Source organism: Sphingomonas sp. MA1305 (assembly GCF_016107325.1).
In the GTDB taxonomy this organism is placed as follows: Bacteria; Pseudomonadota; Alphaproteobacteria; order Sphingomonadales; family Sphingomonadaceae; genus Sphingomonas.
In genome coordinates, this window is record NZ_RCVT01000004.1 from 240,019 (window position 1) to 261,976 (window position 21,958).

The 21,958-nt window shown below is 67.5% G+C and carries 27 protein-coding genes; 14 read left to right on the forward strand and 13 right to left on the reverse strand.

Annotation, left to right across the window (positions count from 1 at the left end; genetic code table 11):
- Positions 1–7: 7 nt before the first annotated feature.
- Positions 8–184: a DUF4169 family protein gene (locus D9601_RS16410; protein WP_198355159.1), complete on the forward strand. Its 177-nt coding sequence runs from the start codon at positions 8–10 to the stop codon at positions 182–184.
- 502 nt (positions 185–686) lie between these two features.
- Positions 687–1,406 carry a hypothetical protein gene (locus tag D9601_RS16415; protein ID WP_198355160.1) on the forward strand — a complete coding sequence of 240 codons (720 nt, stop codon included), beginning with the start codon at positions 687–689 and terminating at the stop codon, positions 1,404–1,406.
- A gap of 158 nt (positions 1,407–1,564) precedes the next feature.
- Here D9601_RS16415 and trmB read toward each other — a convergent pair whose 3' ends face one another.
- Positions 1,565–2,245, reverse strand: coding sequence for a tRNA (guanosine(46)-N7)-methyltransferase TrmB (gene trmB / locus D9601_RS16420; protein ID WP_198355161.1), 681 nt, complete (start codon positions 2,243–2,245; stop codon positions 1,565–1,567).
- 85 nt (positions 2,246–2,330) lie between these two features.
- Here trmB and D9601_RS16425 point away from each other — a divergent pair, with 85 nt between their 5' ends.
- From D9601_RS16425 to D9601_RS16435, 3 genes are read left to right on the forward strand one after another with little or no spacing between them, the layout of a single operon-like run.
- The gene (locus tag D9601_RS16425) at positions 2,331–3,152 is read left to right on the forward strand and encodes a formate/nitrite transporter family protein (RefSeq protein WP_198355162.1); all 822 of its coding nucleotides are present in this window, start codon (positions 2,331–2,333) and stop codon (positions 3,150–3,152) included.
- Positions 3,149–3,529, forward strand: a complete 381-nt coding sequence (locus tag D9601_RS16430; RefSeq protein WP_198355163.1) for a hypothetical protein — start codon at positions 3,149–3,151, stop codon at positions 3,527–3,529. The genes D9601_RS16425 and D9601_RS16430 overlap by 4 nt, the downstream gene beginning before the upstream one ends.
- A gap of 19 nt (positions 3,530–3,548) precedes the next feature.
- Positions 3,549–3,914, forward strand: a complete 366-nt coding sequence (locus D9601_RS16435) for a PilZ domain-containing protein (protein ID WP_198355164.1) — start codon at positions 3,549–3,551, stop codon at positions 3,912–3,914.
- 116 nt (positions 3,915–4,030) lie between these two features.
- Here D9601_RS16435 and metK read toward each other — a convergent pair whose 3' ends face one another.
- Both metK and lnt read right to left on the reverse strand, forming a co-directional pair.
- Positions 4,031–5,233 carry a methionine adenosyltransferase gene (gene metK / locus D9601_RS16440; RefSeq protein WP_232474304.1) on the reverse strand — a complete coding sequence of 401 codons (1,203 nt, stop codon included), beginning with the start codon at positions 5,231–5,233 and terminating at the stop codon, positions 4,031–4,033.
- A 40-nt stretch (positions 5,234–5,273) separates the two neighbouring features.
- Positions 5,274–6,803: an apolipoprotein N-acyltransferase gene (lnt, locus tag D9601_RS16445; RefSeq protein WP_198355166.1), complete on the reverse strand. Its 1,530-nt coding sequence runs from the start codon at positions 6,801–6,803 to the stop codon at positions 5,274–5,276.
- A gap of 97 nt (positions 6,804–6,900) precedes the next feature.
- Between lnt and D9601_RS16450 the strand changes: the two genes are divergently transcribed.
- Together D9601_RS16450 and D9601_RS16455 are read left to right on the forward strand one after the other, a co-directional pair.
- A complete protein-coding gene (locus tag D9601_RS16450; protein ID WP_198355167.1) occupies positions 6,901–7,344 on the forward strand; it encodes a VOC family protein in 444 nt (147 codons plus the stop codon).
- Positions 7,341–7,640 (forward strand): polyhydroxyalkanoic acid system family protein, encoded by a 300-nt coding sequence (locus tag D9601_RS16455; RefSeq protein ID WP_198355168.1) that lies wholly within the window; start codon positions 7,341–7,343, stop codon positions 7,638–7,640. The genes D9601_RS16450 and D9601_RS16455 overlap by 4 nt, the downstream gene beginning before the upstream one ends.
- A gap of 116 nt (positions 7,641–7,756) precedes the next feature.
- On the opposite strand, the gene D9601_RS16460 is transcribed toward D9601_RS16455, so the two are convergent.
- A complete protein-coding gene (locus tag D9601_RS16460; RefSeq protein ID WP_198355169.1) occupies positions 7,757–8,311 on the reverse strand; it encodes a response regulator transcription factor in 555 nt (184 codons plus the stop codon).
- Positions 8,308–9,576 (reverse strand): ATP-binding protein, encoded by a 1,269-nt coding sequence (locus tag D9601_RS16465; RefSeq protein ID WP_232474305.1) that lies wholly within the window; start codon positions 9,574–9,576, stop codon positions 8,308–8,310. Before D9601_RS16465 ends, D9601_RS16460 begins: the two co-directional genes overlap by 4 nt.
- A 110-nt stretch (positions 9,577–9,686) precedes the next feature.
- On the opposite strand from D9601_RS16465, the gene D9601_RS16470 reads away from it, so the two are divergent.
- From D9601_RS16470 to D9601_RS16480, 3 genes are read left to right on the forward strand one after another with little or no spacing between them, the layout of a single operon-like run.
- Positions 9,687–10,400: a protein-S-isoprenylcysteine O-methyltransferase gene (locus D9601_RS16470; RefSeq protein WP_198355170.1), complete on the forward strand. Its 714-nt coding sequence runs from the start codon at positions 9,687–9,689 to the stop codon at positions 10,398–10,400.
- Entirely contained in the window at positions 10,397–10,753 is a 357-nt protein-coding gene (locus D9601_RS16475) for a hypothetical protein (protein ID WP_198355171.1), read from the forward strand. Before D9601_RS16470 ends, D9601_RS16475 begins: the two co-directional genes overlap by 4 nt.
- A 16-nt stretch (positions 10,754–10,769) precedes the next feature.
- The gene (locus D9601_RS16480) at positions 10,770–11,036 is read left to right on the forward strand and encodes a hypothetical protein (protein WP_198355172.1); all 267 of its coding nucleotides are present in this window, start codon (positions 10,770–10,772) and stop codon (positions 11,034–11,036) included.
- A 4-nt stretch (positions 11,037–11,040) separates the two neighbouring features.
- On the opposite strand, the gene D9601_RS16485 is transcribed toward D9601_RS16480, so the two are convergent.
- From D9601_RS16485 to cyoA, 5 genes are read right to left on the reverse strand one after another with little or no spacing between them, the layout of a single operon-like run.
- Positions 11,041–11,730 (reverse strand): SURF1 family protein, encoded by a 690-nt coding sequence (locus tag D9601_RS16485; RefSeq protein ID WP_198355173.1) that lies wholly within the window; start codon positions 11,728–11,730, stop codon positions 11,041–11,043.
- 13 nt (positions 11,731–11,743) lie between these two features.
- Entirely contained in the window at positions 11,744–12,145 is a 402-nt protein-coding gene (gene cyoD, locus D9601_RS16490) for a cytochrome o ubiquinol oxidase subunit IV (protein WP_198355174.1), read from the reverse strand.
- Positions 12,142–12,792, reverse strand: coding sequence for a cytochrome o ubiquinol oxidase subunit III (gene cyoC / locus D9601_RS16495; RefSeq protein ID WP_198355175.1), 651 nt, complete (start codon positions 12,790–12,792; stop codon positions 12,142–12,144). Before cyoC ends, cyoD begins: the two co-directional genes overlap by 4 nt.
- A gap of 7 nt (positions 12,793–12,799) precedes the next feature.
- The gene (gene cyoB, locus D9601_RS16500) at positions 12,800–14,800 is read right to left on the reverse strand and encodes a cytochrome o ubiquinol oxidase subunit I (RefSeq protein WP_198355176.1); all 2,001 of its coding nucleotides are present in this window, start codon (positions 14,798–14,800) and stop codon (positions 12,800–12,802) included.
- A 10-nt stretch (positions 14,801–14,810) separates the two neighbouring features.
- Positions 14,811–15,977 (reverse strand): ubiquinol oxidase subunit II, encoded by a 1,167-nt coding sequence (gene cyoA, locus D9601_RS16505; RefSeq protein ID WP_198355177.1) that lies wholly within the window; start codon positions 15,975–15,977, stop codon positions 14,811–14,813.
- A gap of 172 nt (positions 15,978–16,149) precedes the next feature.
- Between cyoA and D9601_RS16510 the strand changes: the two genes are divergently transcribed.
- Positions 16,150–17,478, forward strand: a complete 1,329-nt coding sequence (locus D9601_RS16510) for an MFS transporter (RefSeq protein WP_198355178.1) — start codon at positions 16,150–16,152, stop codon at positions 17,476–17,478.
- 155 nt (positions 17,479–17,633) lie between these two features.
- Here D9601_RS16510 and D9601_RS16515 read toward each other — a convergent pair whose 3' ends face one another.
- A complete protein-coding gene (locus D9601_RS16515; protein ID WP_198355179.1) occupies positions 17,634–18,479 on the reverse strand; it encodes an EF-hand domain-containing protein in 846 nt (281 codons plus the stop codon).
- A gap of 181 nt (positions 18,480–18,660) precedes the next feature.
- Between D9601_RS16515 and D9601_RS16520 the strand changes: the two genes are divergently transcribed.
- Both D9601_RS16520 and D9601_RS16525 read left to right on the forward strand, forming a co-directional pair.
- Positions 18,661–19,374: a response regulator gene (locus tag D9601_RS16520; RefSeq protein WP_232474306.1), complete on the forward strand. Its 714-nt coding sequence runs from the start codon at positions 18,661–18,663 to the stop codon at positions 19,372–19,374.
- Positions 19,371–20,732 carry a sensor histidine kinase gene (locus tag D9601_RS16525; RefSeq protein ID WP_332838035.1) on the forward strand — a complete coding sequence of 454 codons (1,362 nt, stop codon included), beginning with the start codon at positions 19,371–19,373 and terminating at the stop codon, positions 20,730–20,732. Before D9601_RS16520 ends, D9601_RS16525 begins: the two co-directional genes overlap by 4 nt.
- Positions 20,733–20,779: 47 nt before the next feature.
- On the opposite strand, the gene D9601_RS16530 is transcribed toward D9601_RS16525, so the two are convergent.
- Both D9601_RS16530 and D9601_RS16535 read right to left on the reverse strand, forming a co-directional pair.
- Complete coding sequence (locus D9601_RS16530; RefSeq protein ID WP_198355181.1) at positions 20,780–20,986, reverse strand: hypothetical protein; 207 nt, start codon at positions 20,984–20,986, stop codon at positions 20,780–20,782.
- Between the two features lie 197 nt (positions 20,987–21,183).
- The gene (locus tag D9601_RS16535) at positions 21,184–21,657 is read right to left on the reverse strand and encodes a GreA/GreB family elongation factor (RefSeq protein WP_198355182.1); all 474 of its coding nucleotides are present in this window, start codon (positions 21,655–21,657) and stop codon (positions 21,184–21,186) included.
- A gap of 116 nt (positions 21,658–21,773) precedes the next feature.
- Between D9601_RS16535 and D9601_RS16540 the strand changes: the two genes are divergently transcribed.
- Positions 21,774–21,941: a hypothetical protein gene (locus tag D9601_RS16540; RefSeq protein WP_198355183.1), complete on the forward strand. Its 168-nt coding sequence runs from the start codon at positions 21,774–21,776 to the stop codon at positions 21,939–21,941.
- The last annotated feature ends 17 nt before the right edge of the window (positions 21,942–21,958 follow it).

Consider the following 21,958-nt stretch of genomic DNA (forward strand, 5'->3'; position numbering starts at 1 on the left):
TGTGGCGATGGCTGAGATCGTCAACCTGAACCGCGCGCGCAAGGCCCGCGACCGCGCCGCCGCCCGCCAGACTGCGGAGGCCAACCGCGCCAAGTTCGGCCGCACCAAGGCGGAGAAGCAGGCGGACGCCATGGAACGCGCGCGTAGCGACCGGACGCTCGACGGGGCCAAGCTGGAGGAGTGAGGCGGCGCGCCTTGGGCGTCCGGCAATATGCAAACGGCGCGCCGCGTAAGTTGGCACGGGCAGCGCGAGGCCGACGAAGGCGTTTGCGAGACCGGGCGCCCACCGTCCGAAGTGACGAGGCTTCAGCTTCGAATACCAGCTCAACTTCACCTTTGACGCTGTTTGTAAGCAGTTGGTGAGCGCCGCTCTGAAGGTCTCGCGACGCGTTGCCGAGTACCCCATCGTTGGGAAAGGTCCGGCTTCAGAATGCGGGTTTGCCGTTGTATCGGCACTCACTCATAAACAGCCATAGCGGATTAGTTCCTTTCCGGTCCTTATGGACGGTGTCCACCGGTACATAGCGACTTGCTAGCTGGCCGCTTTTTAGAATTGGTATTCTGTCCATAGTGGCTAATGTAGAGCCAAAATGGATATTGATATTTAGGATCAACTTGCTTGATTACTGCCAATCCGTGATTGATACTTCCCGTCAGCGCAATGGGAATGCGCTGTAGGGGGTCTGATGAAAAAGGTAATGATGTCGATGGGCATTGCGCTCGTCGTTGCCACACCGGCTTACGCCAAGCTGGAAATCAAGCCGGTCGCAGGGCCAGCACAAATCGTCCGCTTCAATCAGGGTGTTCCTGAAATTGAGGAGGATCTTCCGGATCAGCAGGCGGCAGTCCGCATCGTGCCGCTACCCGGTCTCGATCACGGCAGCCTGACATTCAAGGTAGCCGTGTACAACAAATCCAGGCAAGCGATGAACGTGGGCGTGGAGAATATCGCGTTCAGCTATGGTGCCAACCGGCTTCCTGTTTTCACCAAGGCCCAGGTAGAGTCGAAGGCTAAGAAGCGGGCGATGTGGTCTCAGATTGGCTACGCCATGTTAGCAGGCGCGGCGGCTGCCGCACAGAACAACAACACAACCGTGACGACGTATGCGCCGAGTGGGCGAATCTATCGAACGGTGATCGAACGACCTGGATTGAGCGATGGCCAAGTCGCGGCGGTGGCCGCTGGCGGGGGCGCCATCGCGTTGAGTCAAGTCGGGCTCAACAAGACGCTCGAAATGTTGAATGATGAGTATATCCAAACGACGACACTAGATCCCGATAGTGGCTATGGCGGGCGCATCATCTGCTCGAAACTCAAAAATGCGAAGATCGGTGAGTTGGTTGCGTTGGCCGTTGAGGTCAACGGGGAGCGTCATCTGTTCAAGTTCCGAGTCGAACGCGTTTGACTGCCGAGGCGAACCCGAGCCCAAGCGCTTTCTATCGCTGTAAGCATGCAAATAGAGTCGGGTAGCGCATTATGCTGAGGGGATTGGTCCGTCGTCCTTCGAAGCAGGGCGATGGGCCAGTACCGGTCCTATGTCCAAACCTGGCACACCCCTGCGCGCTATTGCCGGATATACCGGAAATACCAGACCTCGTGCCCCTGGCGGCGCGCCTTGCGCTCGTAGCGGGTTTCCGGCCAGTCGGCGGGGCGGCTGAGGAAGTCCTGCGGCCCCTCGGCGGTCCAGACGAAGTCGCTGCGCTGGTTCATCACCATCATCGACCAGCGGCAATAGGTCGGGTCGTCCGTGCCGAGGCGGAATTCCGCGCCGGGCTTCAGCTTGGCGGCGATGACGTCGAGCGGGCCGTGGTTGACCATCCGCCGCTTGGCGTGGCGCGCCTTGGGCCAGGGATCGGGGTGGAGCAGATAGACGCGGCCCAGGCTGGCGTCGGGCAGCCGTTCCAGCACCTCGAGCGCGTCGCCCATGTGGAGGCGGACGTTGCCGAGGTCGCGGTCGCGGATGTGGCCGAGCGCGCCGACGACGCCGTTGAGGAAGGGTTCGCAGCCGATGAAGCCGGTGCCGGGCCGCGCCTCCGCCTGGCCGGCGAGATGCTCGCCCGCGCCGAAGCCGATCTCCACCTCCAGCGGACGGTCGTCGCCGAACAGCGTCGCGGCGTCGAGCGCGCCGTCTTCGGGAACGCTGACGCGCGGCAACAGCTCCTCGACGAGCGCGGCCTGGCCCTGGCGGAGCTTGTGGCCCTGGCGGCGGCCGTAGAGACGGCGGATGGTGACGGGATCGTTCATGGGAGCGGGGCCTTAGCCGCTTCGCGTCGCGGCGCAAAGCACCGCGCCCGGCGGAGCAAAGCGTGGCGCCGCCCGTTGGCCGCTTATGGCCGATTCCCCTCCCGCCGACCGCGCTGACCACGATGACGATCTGAAAGCGGCCGACGCACGCGAACTGCACCGCACCGTGCGCGAGGCGGGCGAGGACGAGATGCGGCGGCCCGCCCGTTCGCTGTTCTGGTCGGGACTGGCGGCGGGGATCGCGATCAGCACCTCGCTGCTGACGGAGGCGGCGCTGCATCGCGCCTTGCCCGATACGCCATGGCGGGAGCTAGTTGCCGCGCTCGGCTATCCGATCGGCTTTCTGATCGTCATCTTGGGCCGCATGCAGCTGTTCACCGAAAGCACCATCACCGCGATGCTGCCGCTGGTCACCCGGCCATCGGGGCGGGCGGCGATGGCGACGCTGCGGCTGTGGGGGATCGTGCTGTTCGCCAATCTGATCGGCACCGCGATCGCCGGTTATGCGATCGCGCATGGCATCATCGGCGATGCCGCGCTGCGTGAGGCGGCGCTGGCCGTGTCGGACAAGATCACCGAATTGTCGGCCGGCCGGACGATCGTCAACGCCATTCCCGCCGGCTTCTTGATTGCGATCGTCGCCTGGGTGCTGCCCAATGCGCGCGAGCAGAGCTTCTGGGTGATCCTCGCCTTCACCTATGCGCTGACCATCGCCGGCTTCAGCCATTCGGTGGTCGGCTCGGCGGAGGCCTTCACCCTGATGTTCGCCGGGCGGATCGATCTTGCGCAGACGCTGGGCGGGTTGATCGCGCCGGCGGTGCTGGGCAATCTGATCGGCGGCGCGGGGATCTTCGCGTTGCTGGCGCATGCGCAGGTGCGCGGCGAAATGACGGAGACACCATCGTGAGCCATCCCCCCAAGGCCGAAGCCCATCCGATCGCCGCCGTCTGGCACGAGGCCGCGCGCGAGCCGCTGATGCTGGTCGCTGCCGCCGGCGCCGTGGCGGCGGGGCTGGCGCTGCGGAATCCAAGGCTGACGCGCGGTGGCACGCGTATGCTGGCGAGCCAGATCGTGGTCGCGGTGGGAGCAGTGGCGGCGCGCCGGCTGGGCGGTCCCGACACGCGGCACGGCTTGCCGTCGTGGATCACCGCGGCGATGATCGAGCGGGCGACGGCGGCGGCCGTCGCGGCGCTGCACAAGCCGCACGGCGCGGCCGAGCATGCGAGCGAAACCTCCGGATTAGCTGGCAAAATTCATAGTTCGGTAACTACGCAGCCGGCATAGCGGCGGCAACGAGGTTGTGATGGATCAGTCGCTAGAATCCCCCCGGCAGAAGCGCAGCAGCGTCATCGTACGCGCCTATCTGCATGTTCCAGGGCTGCCGCGCCCGATGCTGCAACGTGTCCGCAATCTGTCGCTGACCGGGGCCTGTGTCGAGCATCACGGCGAATTGAAGGCCGACATGCCGATCATCGTCGACATGGGGCTGCTCGAAGGGCTGCCCGCGATGGTGATGTGGGTCACCGATCGGCTGGCCGGCCTGAATTTCGCCCAGCCGATCGATCTGGAAGCGGCGCGCAGGCCGCGCTCGGCGGCGGCGTCGGGTACGCCCGCGTCGAACGTTCAGGTCGGCTGGATGGACGAGATGCGGCACGCCTACCGGCGGTAGGCGGCCGATTCCAGGCGGACATGGCTAGGAAAACGAAAAGACCGCCGCGGTAGCACCGCGGCGGTCTTTTGCATGGCGCTCACCGGCCCCCGATTTTTGCCGGGGCCCGGCCGGTATCAGGCCGCGACCGCGTCCTTGAGTTGATCGACCAGATCGGTCTTTTCCCAGGTGAACAGCTGGCCGTCCGGCTCACGGCCGAAGTGACCGTAAGCGGCGGTCTTGGAATAGATCGGCGCGTTGAGCTTGAGATGCTCGCGGATGCCCTTGGGGGTCAGGCGGACGAGCTGCGGCAGCACCTGCTCCAGCTTCGCCTCGTCGACCGTCCCGGTGCCGTGCGTGTCGACATAGACGCTGAGCGGCTCGGCGATGCCGATCGCATAGGAGAGCTGGATCGTGCAGCGCTTGGCGAGGCCGGCGGCGACGACGTTCTTGGCGAGGTAGCGCGCAACATAGGCGGCCGAGCGGTCGACCTTCGTCGGGTCCTTGCCGCTGAATGCGCCACCGCCGTGGGGGGCGGCACCGCCGTAGGTGTCGACGATGATCTTGCGGCCGGTCAGGCCGGCGTCGCCGTCCGGGCCGCCGATCTCGAACAGGCCGGTCGGATTGACGTAGATCTTCTCGTCTTCGGGCAGCCAGCCGTCGGGTAGGATCTCGGCGAACACGCCCTTGACGTAGTTGCGCAGCTTCGCTTGACCCTCGGGGTTGGAATGGTCAGCATTGTGCTGGGTCGAGACGACCAGCGCGGTCGCCTTGACCGGCACGCCGTTCTCATACTGCAGCGTCACCTGGCTCTTGGCGTCCGGCTCCAGGAAGGGGGCGGCGCCCGAGTGGCGGTCGGCCGCCATCTTCTCGAGGATCTTGTGGCTATAATAGAGCGTCGCGGGCATCAGGCCGGGCGTCTCGTCGGTCGCATAGCCGAACATGATGCCCTGATCGCCGGCGCCTTCGTCCTTGTTGCCGCTCTCGTCGACACCCATCGCGATATGCGCCGACTGGGCGTGCAAATTGTTCGAGAAGTCGAACGTCTGCCAGTGGAAGCCCGACTGTTCGTAACCGATGCGCTTCACCGTGTCGCGCACCGCGGCCTCGATCTCGTCGAGCGCGCCGGGCGCCCATTGGTCGTTCTCGAACACGCCCTTGCAACGGATTTCGCCGGCCAGCACGACCTTGTTGGTGGTGGTCAGCGTCTCGCAGGCGATGCGCGCCTCCGGATCCTTGGAGAGGAACAGGTCGACGATCGCGTCACTGATCTGGTCGGCGACCTTGTCGGGATGACCTTCGGATACGGACTCGGAGGTGAAGATATAGGAACTGCGCATCACTGCCTCATAACGATATAAAGATGCCTTTATATGACCACTATAGCGTAGGGCGGCGGATGGCAATCGCGAGCGCGGCGAACACCGCCGCCGTGAGCAGGGCCGCCCAATTGCCGATGCGGCTGAATGGCGTCGGCGGCAGCGGCGGCGGCATCGCGACCTCGATCGCGCCCGCGCGCTCATGCGGAACCGTGGCCAGCAGGCGGCCGTCGGCAGCGATGACAGCGGAGATGCCGGTCGGTGTCGAGCGGACGATCGGCAGCCCTTCCTCGATCGCGCGCATCCGCGCCTGCGCCAGATGCTGCGGCGGGCCCCAGCGGCCGAACCAGGCATCGGTCGACGGATTGAAGATCAGCCGCGGTCGATGGGCCTCGTCGACGACCCTCCCGGAGAAGATGATCTCGTAGCAGATCTGGAAACCGATCGCGCCGAAGCCGGGCAGGGTCAGGGTACGCGGGCCGGGGCCGCTGTCGAAGTCGAAGTCGCCGGGGACCAGCCGGGCGAGGCCGAGCGGCTTGAGCAGCCAGGGCATCGGCAGATATTCGCCATAGGGGACGAGATGCGCCTTGTCGTAGCGGCCGACGATCCGCGCCCGCGAGTCGACGGCGAATACCGAATTGGACGCGCCCGCGACGTCGCCGGCCCTGTCGAAGCGTAGCGGCGTATGGCCGGTCAGCAGAATGTCGCGCGGGCCGAGCAGGCGGGCCAGCCGCCAGCGGTTGAACAGCGGGCTCTGCCCGTCATAGATCCAGCCGGGATAGCCGCTTTCCAGATAGTCGCGCATCACGCCCTCCGGCCACAGCACCAGGCGTGGGCGCGGGCCCGGGCGGCCGGACCAACGGGTTAGCGCAGCGAGCATCGCCTCCTGATCGTCCTCGCCGCGCGCATCCTGGCCGATATTGGGCTGGACGACATGGAGCAGCGGCGCACCCGGCGCGGCATCCGGCGCGCGCGACAGCGGGGCGAGGATCGCAGCCACCGCCAGCGCGGAGAACGTGAGAGCCGGCAGGGTCCACCGCCGCTGCGGCACCAGCAGCAGCGACGCGGCGGCCAGCGCGGTGACGCCGGACAGCGCATAGGTGCCGATCAAGGCGGAAAGACGCGCGACCCCGATCACCGGCAGCCAGACGACGCCGACCGGGTCCCAGGCATAGCCGGTGAACAAAATGGAGCGGAGGTATTCGGTCGCGATCCACGCCGCAGCGAAGATCAGTGCGAAGGCGGCGTCCGGTCGCTTCCGACGACCCAGCCGCCATGTCGCCATCGCCGCCGCCATCGGAAAGATCGCGAGATAGAGCGCAAGGCCGACCGCGGCGAAATAGCCCAGCACCGGCGGCATCTTGTCCTGAAAGTCGAAGGCGTGCTGGAACCAGTTGTTGTTGACGGTGAAATGGCCAAGGCCCCAGCACCAGCCGAGCCATGCGGCACGGCGCATCGTCGGCGCGCGATGGATCAGCCAGGCGAGGCCGGCAAGCCCGCCCAGCATCAGCGGCCAAAGTTGCAGCGGCGCGAAACCGGTGGCGGCAAGCGCGCCGAACAGCAGAGCGAGAAGGGCGGGGCGGCGGGTCATCGCCCGCGCGCCTAGCAAATCCGGGTCGGGGCGGGGAGGGGTTCGTCGTGCGCGGGCAGGCTATCCGGTGCCGCGGAGAATAGGCTATGCAACCATTATGACGCTTCGCCCCTTCCATCTCGCCTTCCCCGTTCACGATCTCGCCGCGGCGCGCACCTTTTACGGCGGGCTGCTCGGCTGCCGGGAGGGGCGGTCGAGCGACCAGTGGATCGACTTCGACCTCTACGGCCATCAGATCGTCGCACATCTCGATCCGGCGGCACAGCCGATCGCCGTCGCCAATCCGGTCGACGGTCATCATGTGCCGGTACCCCATTTCGGCGTGGTGCTGACCATGGCCGACTGGCGGGGCCTCGCCGACCGGCTGGAGGCGGCCGGCGTCCGCTTCGGCATCCCGCCGCACGTCCGCTTTCCCGGCCAGGTCGGTGAACAGGCGACGATGTTCTTCACCGATCCTTCGGGCAACGCGCTCGAGTTCAAGGCGTTTGCCGACGATGCGATGCTGTTCGCGACCGAACAGAACGAGAAGGAACCGGCATGAGCCAGATCGACGTCAACATCCCCCACCAGCTCGGCAAGGACGCCGCCAGGGCGCGGCTGGACGGCGGCATTGGCAAGATCGGCAAGGTGATCCCCGGCGGTTCGATCACTGAACAGCGTTGGGATGGCGACACGCTGCATTTCAAGGTGGAGGCGATGGGGCAGGCGCTGGCGACCCGTGCGACGGTCGCTGCGGACAATGTTCATATGGTCGTCGACGTACCGATGTTCCTGGCGATGTTCTCGGGCAAGATCCGCGAGGTGCTGCAGCAGGAAGCGCCGAAGCTGCTGCGCTGACTGCCGCTCCGTCATTCGGGCGCAGGCGGAAATCCAGAAACGCTGGGCTTCACGATAGAAGCGCAAACGTCGCGTGTCTGGATCCCCGCCGGCGCGGGAATGACGGCGTTGCTGGCTCAGCCCATGTGTCGCTTGTCGAGCTTCCGCGCCAGCGTCCGCCGGTGCATGCCCAGCCGCCGGGCCGCCTCGGAGATGTTGAAGTCGGCATCCGCCAGCGTCTGGTGGATATGCTCCCATTCCAGCGTCTTGATCGAGGTCGGCGGCGCCGAAATGTCGACATCTGCATCGCCGTCCTCACGCGCGAAGGCGGCCTCGATGTCATCGGTGTTGGCGGGCTTGGTCAGATAGTTGGTCGCGCCCAATTTGATCGCCTCAACCGCGGTGGCGATGCTGGCGAAACCGGTCAGCACGACGATCTTCATCGCCGGGTCGAGCGTGTGCAGTGCGGCGACGCAGGCGAGCCCGGACGCGCCGCCCAGGCGTAGGTCGACCACCGCATGGCTGGGTCGAAAGTCGCGCGCCGCCGCTTCCAGTCCGTCGGGGCCGGCGAGCATCTCCACTCGATAGCCGCGCCGTTCGAAGCTGCGCGCCAATGTGCGGGCGAAGCTGGCATCGTCCTCGACGACGAGCAGGCGCCGGTCCGTCGCCGTATCCGTCTCGATGTCGGTCATGCGTCCTCCTCCAGCGCCAGGCTGGCCAGTGGCAGCGTCAGCCGTGTCTCCGCGCCGCCGCCGGGCAAGTTGCGCGCCTCCAGCGTCCCGCCCAGCGTGCGCAGCACGTTGGTGGCGAGGAACAGGCCGAGGCCAGCGCCCTGGCGCGGCTTGCTGCTGTTGTAGGGGCGGCCCAGGCTTTCGAGCACCTGGTCCGGATAGCCGATGCCGTCGTCCTGTACCGCCAGCACCAGCGCGTCGTCGGCGGTGCGCGCGACGAGTGCGATCGAGTTCGCCGATGCCTCCGCCGCATTGTCGAGCAGGGCGGTCAGCGCTTGGCCGAGCGCGCGGTCGGCGACGATCGGCCGGTCGGCGCCAAGCCGGTCCTCGAATGTCACCTTGCCCGGCCAGGTGGTGACGATCGCGGTCAGGAAGCGGCGCAGCGTCGTCCGCGCCGGCGCCTCGCCGGTGACCTCGCCCGCGGCGAACAGGATGCCGGAGACGATCGCCTTGCAGCGCTTCACCTCCGCCTGCATCTCGTCGACCTCGGTGGCGAGGCGCGGATCGGCGCGGATCGCGGCCTCCGTCTTCCAGTCGCCGAGCAGGACGGAGATGGACGACAGCGGCGTTCCCAATTCGTGCGCGGCGCCGCTGGCGAGGAGGCCCATGCGAACGATCTGTTCTTCCTCCGCCGCGCGCTGGCGCATCTCCGCCAGGTGGGCGTCTCGGCTGCGCAGATTGGCGGCGATGCGGGTGACGAACAGCACCAGCAGCACCGCGGCGAGCACGAAGGCGAGCCAGCTGCCGAAGATATAGACCGGCGACAGGCTGGTCGCCAACGCCGCGGGCAGCAGCAGCGGCCGGTGCTCGACGGCGAGCAGCGCGAAGGCGGCACCGGTCACGCCGACCAGTGCCCAGCTCGACCAGGCGTCGAGCAGCACGGCGCCCATCACCACCTGCAAGAGATAGAGCGAGACGAACGGATTGGTCGCGCCACCGCTGAGGTAGAGCTGCACGGTCAGTGCGGTGACGTCGACGAGCAGGCTGCCGAACAATTCGGCATGCGTCACCGGCCAGCGATGCAGGCGCAGCAGCGTGACGAGATTGAGGAAGACGAGGCCCCCAAGCACCGACACCATCGGCAGCAACGGCAGCCGGATCGCGAACACCGCGTGGACGATGACGATCGCGGCAAGCTGACCGCCGACCGCGAGCCAGCGCAGCAGCACCAGCTGGCGCATGTTGCGCGCGGCGGCATCGGCGCGGGCGGGCGGGGCGAAGGGCATGGCACCGCTATAGCCGCTGCGATCGGCGAAGGCACGACGCATCGCGATTGCCGCGCACCTGTATAGATGCTATAGACTCGCAATAGCAGAAGATGACGGGAGGTCTTTCGATGGTCGATCACGCGGAGCGGGACCATGCGCCGGGCAGCGGTCGCCGGCCGATGATGAGCGGGATCGGGACGGTCATCATGCTGGCGACCTGTGCGGTGCTCGTCGGCCTCGCCACGCTACGCTGGCGCGAGAACGGCTTGGGCGGGCTGCTCTGGCTTGTGCTGTTCGTCGCGATGACCGCGATCCGCCTGCCGCACGCGGCCCGCAATCGCGCCAATGCCGTGGTCCATGCGCATAGCGACGTCACGGAGCGCACGCTGCTGCTCGGCATGTTCGCGACGATGATCGTCCTGCCGCTGCTCCATCTGGCGACCGGGCTGTTCGCCCTCGCGGATTATCGGCTGCCCGGCGCGGCGACGGCCGCTGGCGCGATCATGCTGTTGCCGACGCTATGGCTGTTCTGGCGCAGCCACGCCGACCTGGGGCGCAACTGGAGCCCGGGACTGGAGGTGCACGCGGAACACCGCCTCGTCACCGAAGGCGTCTACGCGCGCTGGCGGCATCCGATGTATGTCGCCATCTGGCTGGCGGTGCTCATCCAGCCGTTGCTGATCCACAATGTCGTCGCCGGCGCGTTCGCCATCCCCGCCTTTGCGGCGATGTGGACGCTCCGCGTGCCGCGCGAGGAGGCGATGATGCGGGCGCGGTTCGGCACCCAGTATGACATCTATGCGGCGAGGGTCGGCCGGTTGTGGCCGGCGACACGGTCATGACGGTGCCGGCGGCGGTCATCGCGCAGGCCGCGCGCTGCTGGCGTGCCGCACGCGACGCGCGATTGCCGGTGCAGCAACGCCTGCACGCGCTGCTTGCGCCGCTCGGCTTCGACATGCTCGCGCCGGTGGTCGACAGCGTGATGACGCTGGGCGAGGGCTGCCTTGGTAGGCCGCTGTGCCGGGCCTGTCCCTTCGGCGCGGGTGGCGACGAGGCGCTGATCTGCGGCCTTCTCGCCGACCCGAGCCGGCTCGATCGTCTGCCGCGGTGCATGGCGTCACGCCGAAGAGCCGAAGCGGACCAAATGTTCGCCGGGGCGCTCGCCTCCGCTATAGTGATGATGGAACTGGCATGAGCGGAAAGGCGCGACGATGAGCGGTGAAGCGACCCGGCCGGAGGATGTCCTGGCGGACGGCGACGATTATCTCGACGTGGACGGTTTGACGCTGCGCAAGGGCACGGTAGCGGCCTTCGTCCGCAATGCGCAGCGCTGGTCCGATCCCGAGATTGACCCTGCCGCGCGGGAGCTGTTGTCGGAAGCGATCGCGGCGGCGGTGCCAGCCTTGCAGGCGCTCGATCTGTTTGCCGTGTTCGAGATCCGCGACGAGGAGCTGCGCGAATTCGTCGCCAATTGCTGAGGCGTCAGCGCCGCGCCCGCCAGGTCATGAAGGCGATCAGTGCGGCGAGGCCGAACCAGGTGAAGGCGTAGAGCAGGTGGTTGTTGGGGAAGCGCACCACCGTCAGGCCGCCGCGCGGCCAGCCCTGGGTCGGCTGACTGGCATCGACGAAATAGGGGGCGGTAACGCCGAGGCCGCGGCGTGCGGCGATCGCCGCGACATCCCGCGAATACCAGCGATCGGCCGCCGGATCGTTGTGGCGCAGGAAGGCACCGCGCGGTTCGGCCAGGCGTAGCAGGCCGACGACGCGCTGCGGCCCGGCCGGCGTCGCGACGCGGCCGCGCAGCTCCTGCGGCACGAAGCCGCGGTTGACCAGCAGGGTGAAGCCCGCATCGGTGGCGAGCGGCGTGACGACCCAGAAGCCGCCGCCGAGATCGGTCACCGCCTGGACATAGGTGTCGGCATCGCGGCGGTAGCGGCCGGCGGCGATGACGGGGCGATAGGCATCGCCCTTGCCGATCGTCGGCCAGCGGTCGGGGCCGGGCGCGGCGACCGGGGGCAGGGCCAGCTGTCGTTCGGTCTGGGCGATCAGCGCCAGCTTCCACTGGCGGCGCTCGAGCTGCCACACGCCGAGCGCGATCAGCAGCAGCACCGCCACCGCCGCCACGATCGTGACGGCGGCGCGGTGCCGGCGGGGGGGCGGGGATGCCGTCATCGCCGCCGCCCCGTCACATACCGTCCATCGCTCCCTGGCCGGGCATCATGTTGAGGTTCATGTGGTACATGACCCACAGCGAGCCGGCGAGGCAGATGCCGACGATGACGACGGTGAAGATCAGCGCCATCAGCGTCCAGCCGTTCTCCGACTTGGCGTTCATGTGCAGGAAGTAGATCATGTGGACGACGATCTGCACCAGCGCAAACGCCATGCAGAGGCCGGCGGTGACGCGCGGATCGGCGATCACGCCGCTCATCACCAGCCCGAACGGGATGGCGGTAAGCACGACCGACAGGAAGAAGCCGATCAGATAGTCGCGGCGCGAGCCGTGCGGCGCGTCGCCGTGGTGGCCGTGGCCATGATCGTGGCCATGGCCGTGCGCATGGTCGGCGGCGTGATGGTCGGCGCTCATCGCAGCACTCCCAGCAGATAGACGAAGGTGAAGACGCCGATCCAGATGACGTCGAGGAAGTGCCAGAAGAGCGACAGGCACTGCAGGCGGCGCTGGTTGGCGGGGATCAGGCCCTTGCGGCCGACCTGCACCATCAGCGTCACCAGCCAGATCAGGCCGAAGGTGACGTGCAGACCGTGCGTCGACACCAGGGTGAAGAAGGACGACAGAAAGGCACTGCGCTGCGGCGTCGCGCCCTCGGCGATCAGATTGCCGAATTCGTACAGTTCGATGCCGACGAACGACGCGCCGAACAGGCCGGTGACCGCCAGCCAGCCCTGCACGGCGCGGACTTTGCCGTCGTTCATCGCCAGCATCGCAAAGCCGTAGGTGATCGACGACAGCAGCAGCATCGACGTATTGAGCGCGACGAGCGGCAGTTCGAAGATCTCGTGCGGCTGCGGCCCGCCCGCATAGCTGCCGCCGTAGACGCCATAGGCCGCGAACAGCATGGCGAAGATCAGGCAGTCGCTCATCAGGTAGAGCCAGAAGCCGAGCATCGTGCTGCCGCCGGCCTCGTGGTGATGCTCGTCCGTCTCGTAGAAGATCGGCGCCTGCGCACCGGGCGGGATGGTCGCTTCTTCGACCGTGGGGTTACGGCTGGTCATGACTCCCTCAGGCTCCCGCGGTGGCCAGTGCGCGGGTGCGCGCGTCTTCCGCCGCGGTCACCTCGTCGACGGGGATGTAATAGTCGCGGTCGTAGATGAACGTGTGGCCGATCGCGACGGCAAGGATGCCGACGAAACACAGGATGGCGAGCCACCAGATGTACCAGATCATCGCCAGGCCAAAGACCATCGACAGGCCGGCGAGGATCACGCCGGAGCCGGTGTTGCTGGGCATGTGGATCGGGCGGAAGCCGTCCACCGGCCGCGCAGCGTTGCGGCTCTTCATGTCGTACCAAGCGTCGAGATCGTGGACGACCGGGGTGAACGCGAAATTATAGGCCGGCGGCGGCGACGAGGTCGCCCATTCCAGGCTGCGCGCGTTCCACGGATCGCCGGTGGTGTCGGCGAGCTCGTACCGCTTCTGATAGCTGACGAACAGCTGGATCAGGAAGGCGGCGATGCCGACCGCGATGATCAGCGCACCGATGGCGGCGACGATGAACCAGATCTGCAACGACGGGTCCTCGAAGTGGCGCAGCCGGCGGGTCACGCCCATCAGGCCGAGCACGTAGAGCGGCATGAAGGCGACGTAGAAGCCGACCACCCAGCACCAGAAGCTGATCGTGCCCCAGAACTTGTCGAGCTTGTAGCCGAACGCCTTCGGGAACCAGAAGTTGATCCCGGCGAACATGCCGAACAGCACCCCGCCGATGATCACGTTATGGAAGTGCGCGATCAGGAACAGCGAGTTGTGCAGCACGAAGTCGGCGGGCGGCACGGCGAGCAGCACGCCGGTCATGCCGCCGATCACGAAGGTGATCATGAACGCGACCGTCCACATCATCGGCAGCTCGAAGCGGATCCGCCCCTTGTACATGGTGAACAGCCAGTTGAAGATCTTCGCACCCGTCGGGATCGAGATGATCATCGTGGTGATGCCGAAGAACGAATTGACGCTCGCCCCCGACCCCATGGTGAAGAAATGGTGCAGCCAGACGAGATAGGCGAGCACGGTGATCACCAGCAAAGCGTAGACCATCGACGTATAGCCGAACAGGCGCTTGCCGCAGAAGGCGCTGGTGACTTCGCTGAACACGCCGAACGCCGGCAGGATCAGGATGTACACTTCCGGGTGGCCCCAGATCCAGATCATGTTGACGTACATCATGGGGTTGCCGCCCATGGTGTTGGTGAAGAAGTGCGTGCCGACGTAGCGATCCAGGCTGAGCAGCGCGAGCACCGCGGTCAGGATCGGGAAGGCGGCGACGATCAGCGTGTTGGTGGCGAGCGCCGACCAGGTGAAGATCGGCATCTTCATCAGCGTCATGCCCGGCGCCCGCATCTTGACGATGGTGGTGAGCAGGTTGACGCCCGACAGCAACGTGCCGACGCCCGCGATCTGCAGGCCCCAGACGTAGTAATCGACACCGACGTCGGGGCTGTAGTCGAGGCCCGACAGCGGCGCCATCGCCAGCCAGCCGGTGCGCGCGAATTCGCCGACGAACAGGCTGGCCATGACGATCATCGCGCCCGCGACGGTCATCCAGAAGCTGAAGTTATTGAGGAACGGGAAGCTGACGTCGCGCGCGCCGATCTGCAGCGGCACGACATAGTTCATCAGGCCGGTGACGAACGGCATCGCCACGAAGAAGATCATGATGACGCCGTGCGCGGTGAACACCTGGTCGTAATGGTGCGCGGGCAGGAAGCCTTCATTGGCGCCGAAGGCCATCGCCTGCTGCGCGCGCATCATCAGCGCGTCGGCAAAACCGCGCAGCAGCATGATGATGCCGAGCACCATGTACATGATGCCGATCTTCTTGTGGTCGACGCTGGTGAACCACTCCTTCCACAGATAGCCCCACACCTTGAAATAGGTGAGCGCGCCGAGCACCGCCGCGCCGCCGATGGCGACGACGATGAACGTGCCGACCAGGATCGGCTCGTGATAGGGGATGGCGTCGAGCGTCAGTCGCCCGAAGATGGTCTTCATCAGGGTATCGGACATGGATACGGTCCTACGAACGGGCGACGGTGGCGCGCCCGGCGATGAGCGCCGGCAGCGGGTCGACCGAGGTCATGTTGCGATTGGCATCGGAGCCAGGCTGAGCGGCGCCGGGCGCCTCACCGCGCGGGGCGGCACGGCTGGGGGCGGCGCCCTTTTCCTGCGGTTGCTTCAGGATCGCGCCCTTCGCCTGGCTGCCGCGCTGGTCGGGCGTGTCGTTGGTCGCGGCGCCATGGCCGCCACCGTCGCGCATGTCCTTGGCCATGGTGTGCTGCATGCAGGGCAGGCCGGGCTTGACGCACTGGCCGACGATCCGGTCGAACAGCTGCGGCGGCACCGCGGCGAAGCGCATCGCGGGCACGCGCTCGCTCGGCCGCTCGACACGCAGATAGGTGGCGAGGTCGAGCTTGCCCTGCGCGCCCTTGGCGGCGGCCGCCCAGCGGTCGAAGCCGGCGGCATCGGTGCCGGTGACGCTGAAGCGCATGTCGGAGAAACCGGCGCCCGAGTAATTGGCCGACAACCCTTCGTAGCGGCCGGGCTTGTTGAGCACGGCGTGCAGCTTCGTCTCCATGCCCGGCATGGTGTAGATCATGCCGGCGAGGGTGGGGACGTAGAAGGTGTTCATCACCGACGACGAGGTCAGGCGGAAACGGACCTGGCGGTCGACCGGCAGGACCAGCTCGTTGATCGTCGCGACGCCCTGTTCGGGGTAGATGAACAGCCATTTCCAGTCGAGCGAGACGACCTGGATCTCCAGCGGCTTGTCATTGCCGGCCAGCGGCCTGCCCGGCGCGGTGCGCGACAGGGGGCGATAGGGGTCGAGCGTATGGGTGCTGATCCAGGTCAGCGCGCCGAGCGCGATGACGATCAGCAGCGGCGCCGACCAGATGACGAGTTCGAGACCCGTCGAATGGTCCCAGTCGGGCGCATATTCCGCCTCCTTGTTCGCGGCGCGATATTTCCACGCGAACAGGATGGTCAGCGCGATCACCGGCACGATGATCAGCAGCATCAGGAAGGTCGACCAGAGGAGCAGGTCCGCCTGCTGCCGGGCGACGTCGCCCGCCGGGTTCATCACCACCCAGTCGCAGCCGCCGAGCAGGGCGGGCGCGAGCGACACCGCGGCGAGCGTGCGCAACCGGGTGCGGGCACGGGATGGGGAGAGCGTGGGAATGCGCATGGACGCGCAGCTAGGCTTGGTTGCTGCACCGCAAAATAGGACATTTTGTCCTATCCCATGGTCCGCGATCGGGCGATACAGGGGCGCGTTATCGTGCCGGGACCGACCGTCCGCCCGGCGCGTTGTCGCCCGGAGGCCGGTGGCCTTCCGCAAGAAGTCAGGAACGTAGATCATGGCCGTGGCAACCGCCTCTTCCGCCCCGCTCGAGCGCGACGCACGCGCCGTCAACACCCATGGCGACCAACAGGTCCGTCCGGGTGAAATCGCGATCGGCGTCATCATCGGCCGCACCTCCGAATTCTTCGACTTCTTCGTTTACGCCATCGCCTCGGTGCTGGTCTTTCCGCAGGTCGTCTTCCCTTATGTCGACCGGCTGACCGGCACGCTCTGGTCGTTTGCGCTGTTCCCGCTCGCCTGGGTGGTGCGGCCGATCGGGACGCAGATCTTCATGAAGATCGACCGCCGCCATGGCCGCGGCACCAAGCTGACCATCGCGCTGCTGCTGCTCGGCACCTCGACCGTGTCGCTCGCCTTCCTGCCCGGCTACAACGAGGCGGGGAATTGGGCGGCGATCCTGCTCGCGCTGTTCCGCATCGGCCAGGGGCTGGCGCTCGGCGGCGCCTGGGACGGGCTCGCCTCGCTGCTCGCGCTCAACGCGCCGGAAAAGCAGCGCGGCTGGTATGCGATGGTGCCGCAGCTCGGCGCGCCGCTCGGCCTGATCGTGGCGAGCGGCCTGTTTGCCTTCTTCCTCAGCAATATGCAGCCGGTCGACTTCCTCGCCTGGGGCTGGCGCTATCCATTTTTTGTGGCGTTCGCGTTGAACGTGGTTGCGTTGTTCGCCCGCCTGCGCATCGTCGTGACGCCGGAATATACGGAACTGTTTAAGAGCCGCGAGCTGACCCCGTCGCCGGTCAGCGCGACGATCAAGGCGCAGTGGCGCAACATCGTCATCGGCGCCTTCGCGCCGCTTGCCAGCTTCGCGCTGTTCCACATGGTGACGGTGTTCCCGCTGTCGTGGATCAACCTTTACACCGACCAGAATATCGCCCGCTTCCTCGGCATCGAGATGATCGGCGCGGTCTTCGGCCTCGCCTCCACCGTCGCCTCGGGCATGCTCGCCGATCGTATCGGCCGGCGCTCGGTGCTCGGCTATACCGCGGCGGCGATCGCGGCGTTCAGTGGCTTCGCACCGCAGCTGCTGCGCGGCGGCGACGCCGGCGAATTGGTGTTCATGATCGGCGGCTTCATCCTGCTCGGCCTGTCGTTCGGCCAATCGTCGGGTGCGGTGACCAGCAATTTCCCCAAGCGCGCGCGCTATACCGGCGCGGCGCTGACCTCGGACCTCGCCTGGCTGTTCGGCGCCGGCTTCGCGCCGCTCGCCGCGCTGGTACTGGCGAGCAAGTTCGGCCTGATCGCGGCGGGCGGCTATCTGCTGTCGGGCGCGCTCGGCACGCTGATCGCGCTCGGGCTCAACAAGGAACTGGCGCGCCGCCTGGATTGATCGGCACGGGGCCGGGGACCCTAGAATCCTCCCCGCTCGCGGGGAGGTGGCAGCGTGCAATCGCTGACGGAGGGGGGCGCCACGCCGCGTACCGCTCGCGGACATCCCCCTCCACCGCCTGCGGCGGTCCCCCTCCCCGCAAGCGGGGAGGATTTTCAGTTCATCGGGTCGCCGGACGCGCTGCGGCCACCCATGCCGCCGTCGATACCGCCACTCATTCCACCGTTCATGCCGCCGCCCATCGGCCGTCGTCCGGCGCCGCGGCCGCGACGTTCGCCGCCATCGCGATTGCCCGATGAGCGCACCTCGGCCCTGACCCTTACGTGCGGCAGCTCGTCCCAGGTCAGCTTGCCGTTATGGTTCTTGTCGAGCGAATCGAAACGCTGTTCGGCCGCGCGCCCGAATTCCATCGGGTCGACGCCGCGGTTGAAGTTGCGGTCCGCGGCGGTGACCGGCTCCGGCAGATCGAAATAGCTGAACCGCGCCGCGCCGAGCGTGCCCGCATCGTAGAGCACGCCGCGCGTTCCCTGCGTGCTCGCGCCGCCTTCGCCGTCCTGCACGCGCGCGATGATGCCGCTGCCGACGGCATTGCCGGAGCGGACCTCCGGCGCCAGCGTGTTCTCGTAATAGTCGATGTCGTCGGGATCGATCTCGCCGTCGCGCTTGCGGTCGAGGATGGTGAAGAAACGCCCCGCATCCGACTTGAACTCGGCCAGCGTCAGCGCGCCGTCATGGTTGGTGTCGACGCTGTCGAACCAGGCGCGCTCCGGATCCGGCGCGGCCTCGGTGCCGCGGAACGGCTGACCCATCGGGCTGATGAAGATGCGGCGGGGGCCGCGCGATGCCTGGGCACGGGCGGTCACCGTGATCGGCGGCTCGGCCTGTGGCGGTGTCGACGCTGCCGGAGCGGAGGACGCGGCGGGCGGCGCGGTCTGCGCCGCGGCGATCGCGCCGGGCATGGCGGTGGTGACGAGCAGGGCAAGGCAGGCGATGCGGCGCATGATGGGTTTCCCGGAACCGATGTGACGGTCAATCACCCCAGTATTGCGGCAGAATGTCAGGCGAGGCGAGAGGGGACGTGCGGCACTCCTGCCGCACCGCACCCCGGCGGGATGTCGCTTGCCTGCGCCATCTGATATTCGGCAGCAACATTCGCCTGTCATCCCACCGCCGGACATGACCATGCAGCAATCCATCGAACAGCCCGCCTCGATCCTGGTCGTCGACGACGACCGCGAGATCCGCACTCTGCTGACCCAGAGCCTCGGCGCGCGGGGCTATCGCGTGCAGGCGGCGGCGAATACGCGCGAAATGGACGCGGTGCTGGAGCGTGACCGGATTGATGCGGTGCTGCTCGACGTGATGATGCCCGGCGAGGACGGCATCTCCGCCTGTCGCCGCATCGCCCGGGACGACGGGCCGGCGGTCATCTTCCTCAGCGCGCTGGGCGAGGAACGCGACCGGATCGTCGGGCTGGAACTCGGCGCGAGCCATTATCTGCCCAAGCCGTGCAGCGCGCGCGAGGTGTTGGCGACGGTGCGCGCGGCACTGCGGGCGCGGCGGCAGATGCAGGCAGGCGAGCGGCTGCGGCTCGGCTTCGACGGCTGGACGATGGATCTGGTCGCGCATGAGATCTTCGATCCGGCCGGCGTGCTGGTCGGGCTGACCGACGGCGAATTCGCGCTGCTGCGCGCCTTCGTCGAGCGGCCGCGGCGCGTGCTGTCGCGCGAGATGCTGCTGGAGGCGGCGCGTGGTCCCAACAGCGACGCCTTCGATCGGGCGATCGACGTCCAGATCAGCCGCGTCCGCCGCAAGCTGCGCAGCGGCGGCGACGAGATGATCCGCACGATCCGCAACGAAGGCTATCTGTTCGTCCCCGCCGTGACCCGGCTGTGACCGAGGGATCGGGGCAGGCAGAGGAGATTCCCGGCATCGTTCCCGGCCGCCGGCTGGGTCTGTCGCTGTTCTGGCGAATCTTCCTGGTGATGCTGGCGAGCGTCGCCAGCGTGCAACTGGTCAACGTCGCGCTGCTCGTCTTCGTCAGCCCGCCGACCCCGCGGATCTTCTCGGTGGCGCAGGTCGCCAGCGCGCTCCGCACGGGGCATGACGCGACCGGCGAGATCAAGCTGGCGCGCGTGGCCGACGTCCCGGACGACAATGACTGGCGCACCGACCGGCTCGAACAGGCGATTGCCGATCACCTGCGCATCGCACCGGATCGGGTGCGCATCCATTTCGGCGGTCCGGCGACGGCGTTCCGGCCGTTCCCGCCGGTCGTTTTCGGACCGCATCACCGGCCGCCGCCGGACGCCCGCAGCCAGATCCTGTTCGGCGGCTTCACCGTCGGGGTACAGCGATCCGGCGGCGATTGGGTGGTGGCGCGGGCGACGCGGACCGGGCTGGAAGGGTGGCGCTGGCGGGCGCTGCTGTGGCTGCTCGCGGCGCTGGTCGCGGTCGCCCCCTTCGCCTGGTTCCTCGCCAGCCGGTCGACCCGGCCGCTCCGCATCTTCACCGCCGCCGCCGAGCGGCTGGGCCGGGATCCACGCGCCGCGCCGGTGCCGGTCGACGGGCCGACCGAGGTCGCCGATGCCGCGGTGGCGTTCAACCGCATGCAGACGCGACTCAACCGCTATGTCGAGGATCGCACCACCGTGATCGCGGCGATCGCGCACGACCTGCGCACCCCGCTGATGCGACTCGCCCTGCGGCTGGAGCAGGCGCCCGAGCCGATCCGCGCCGCCAGCGAGGCGGATATCCACGACATGCACGCGATGATCGCCGCCGGCCTCGCCTTCTTCCGCGATTCGACCCAATCGGTCGAGCGGCGCCCGCTCGACCTGCGTTCGCTGACCGAGAGCATCGTCGACGATCTCGCCGATCGCGGCGCGGCGGTGACGCTGGCCGATGGCGCGCCGCTGGTGCTGACCGGCGATGCGACCGGGATCAAGACGATCATCGGCAATCTGGTCGGCAATGCGCTCAAATATGCGGGCGATGCGGCGCTGACGCTGAGCCGTGACGGCGACCATGCGCAGATCGCCGTGCGGGATCACGGCCCGGGAATCGACCCCGACGATCTCGATCGGGTGTTCGAACCCTTCTTCCGCGGCGAGCGGTCGCGCAACCGCGACACCGGCGGCATCGGTCTCGGACTGGCGAGCGTGCGTGGCGTCGCACGGGCGCATGGCGGCGATGCGGACATCGCCAACCATCCCGATGGCGGCGTCATCGCGACGGTCTGGCTGCCGATCTGAACGACGCGACCGCCGATCCGCCTCGCGGCGGGCCTGCCGGGCTGCAGCTAGTGACGCGACGGGCCGGGTGGCGCCGTCGTCCCCAGTTCGTCGGCGATGATCCAGCGCCGGCTGATCGCCAGTCGCATCAGCATCAGGCCGCAGCAGCGGCAGCGCGCGCGGGCGACGTCGCCCGTCTCGCGGATCACGCTGCCGGGCCGGTGGCGGCTCGCCGTGCAGCGCGGCACGCGAGCGGAGGGGGAGAGCGTTGCCATGGCGCATCATGGCCGACCCGATTTGCAGGCGCATGTCCGCCGCCGTGGCTGCCGGACATACCCCAGACACACCGGGCGGCTAGGACGGCGGTGTCGGTGCTGTTCTCTCCCAATCAAGCATCACCGGCCTATCGGGTGCTCCCCGGCGCCCGGACCCGGGCTGCGGTGGCTTTCAGCCGTCGCAGCCCGGATAATCCTCAGGCCGCGGGCGGATCGATCGCCGCCACCGCCAGTACCCGAATCGCGCCGTCGCGACCGTTGAACGGCAATTCGTCGCCTGCTTCCGCCCCGATCAGCGCCCGAGCGAGCGGCGCGCCGAAGGCGATACGGTCCAGCTTGGGATCCGCCTCGTCATCGCCGACGATCGCGATTCGGCGTTCCCGCCCCGCCACCATCGCCGTCACCAGCGTGCCGAACCCGATCGTCCCGTCGCCGGGCGCCGGCGTCCATTCCGCAGTCGCCCGCCGCGTCTGCCAATAGCGCAGGTCGCGGCGCAGCGTCTCCGCCTCGGCCTCCGGCGCGGTCGCCAGGGCCTGTTCGATCCCGGCGATCCGCTCGGCGATCACCGCCAGCCCGGCACGCGTCACCCGATTGGGACCCGCGGGCAGGGGGATCTCGAACTTCGGTTCGAGATGCTCGTCATCGCTTTCGCGGCGGAATGCCACGCTCATGCCGGTCGCCTTTCACGTCCTATAAGAAAAGGGGAATCTGTACCGGGCCGGGACGGTCCGAACTTAACCACCTTTGTCGCTGGTCGAAATCGTAAACAGGGCGTTAACACCTCGCTATGAAACGACGTCTAGTCATCACCAACGAAGCGGCCCGCCATCCTTTCCGCCAGATGCTGCCGCCGCCCCCGATGGCGCGCGCCGCACGCAACGACGATCAGGACTGGAAGCTGTTCATGCTCAGCTTCGCCGCCTTCTTCATCTGTTTCTACACGCTGTTGATCTGACGGAGGGCGAAGCCGCC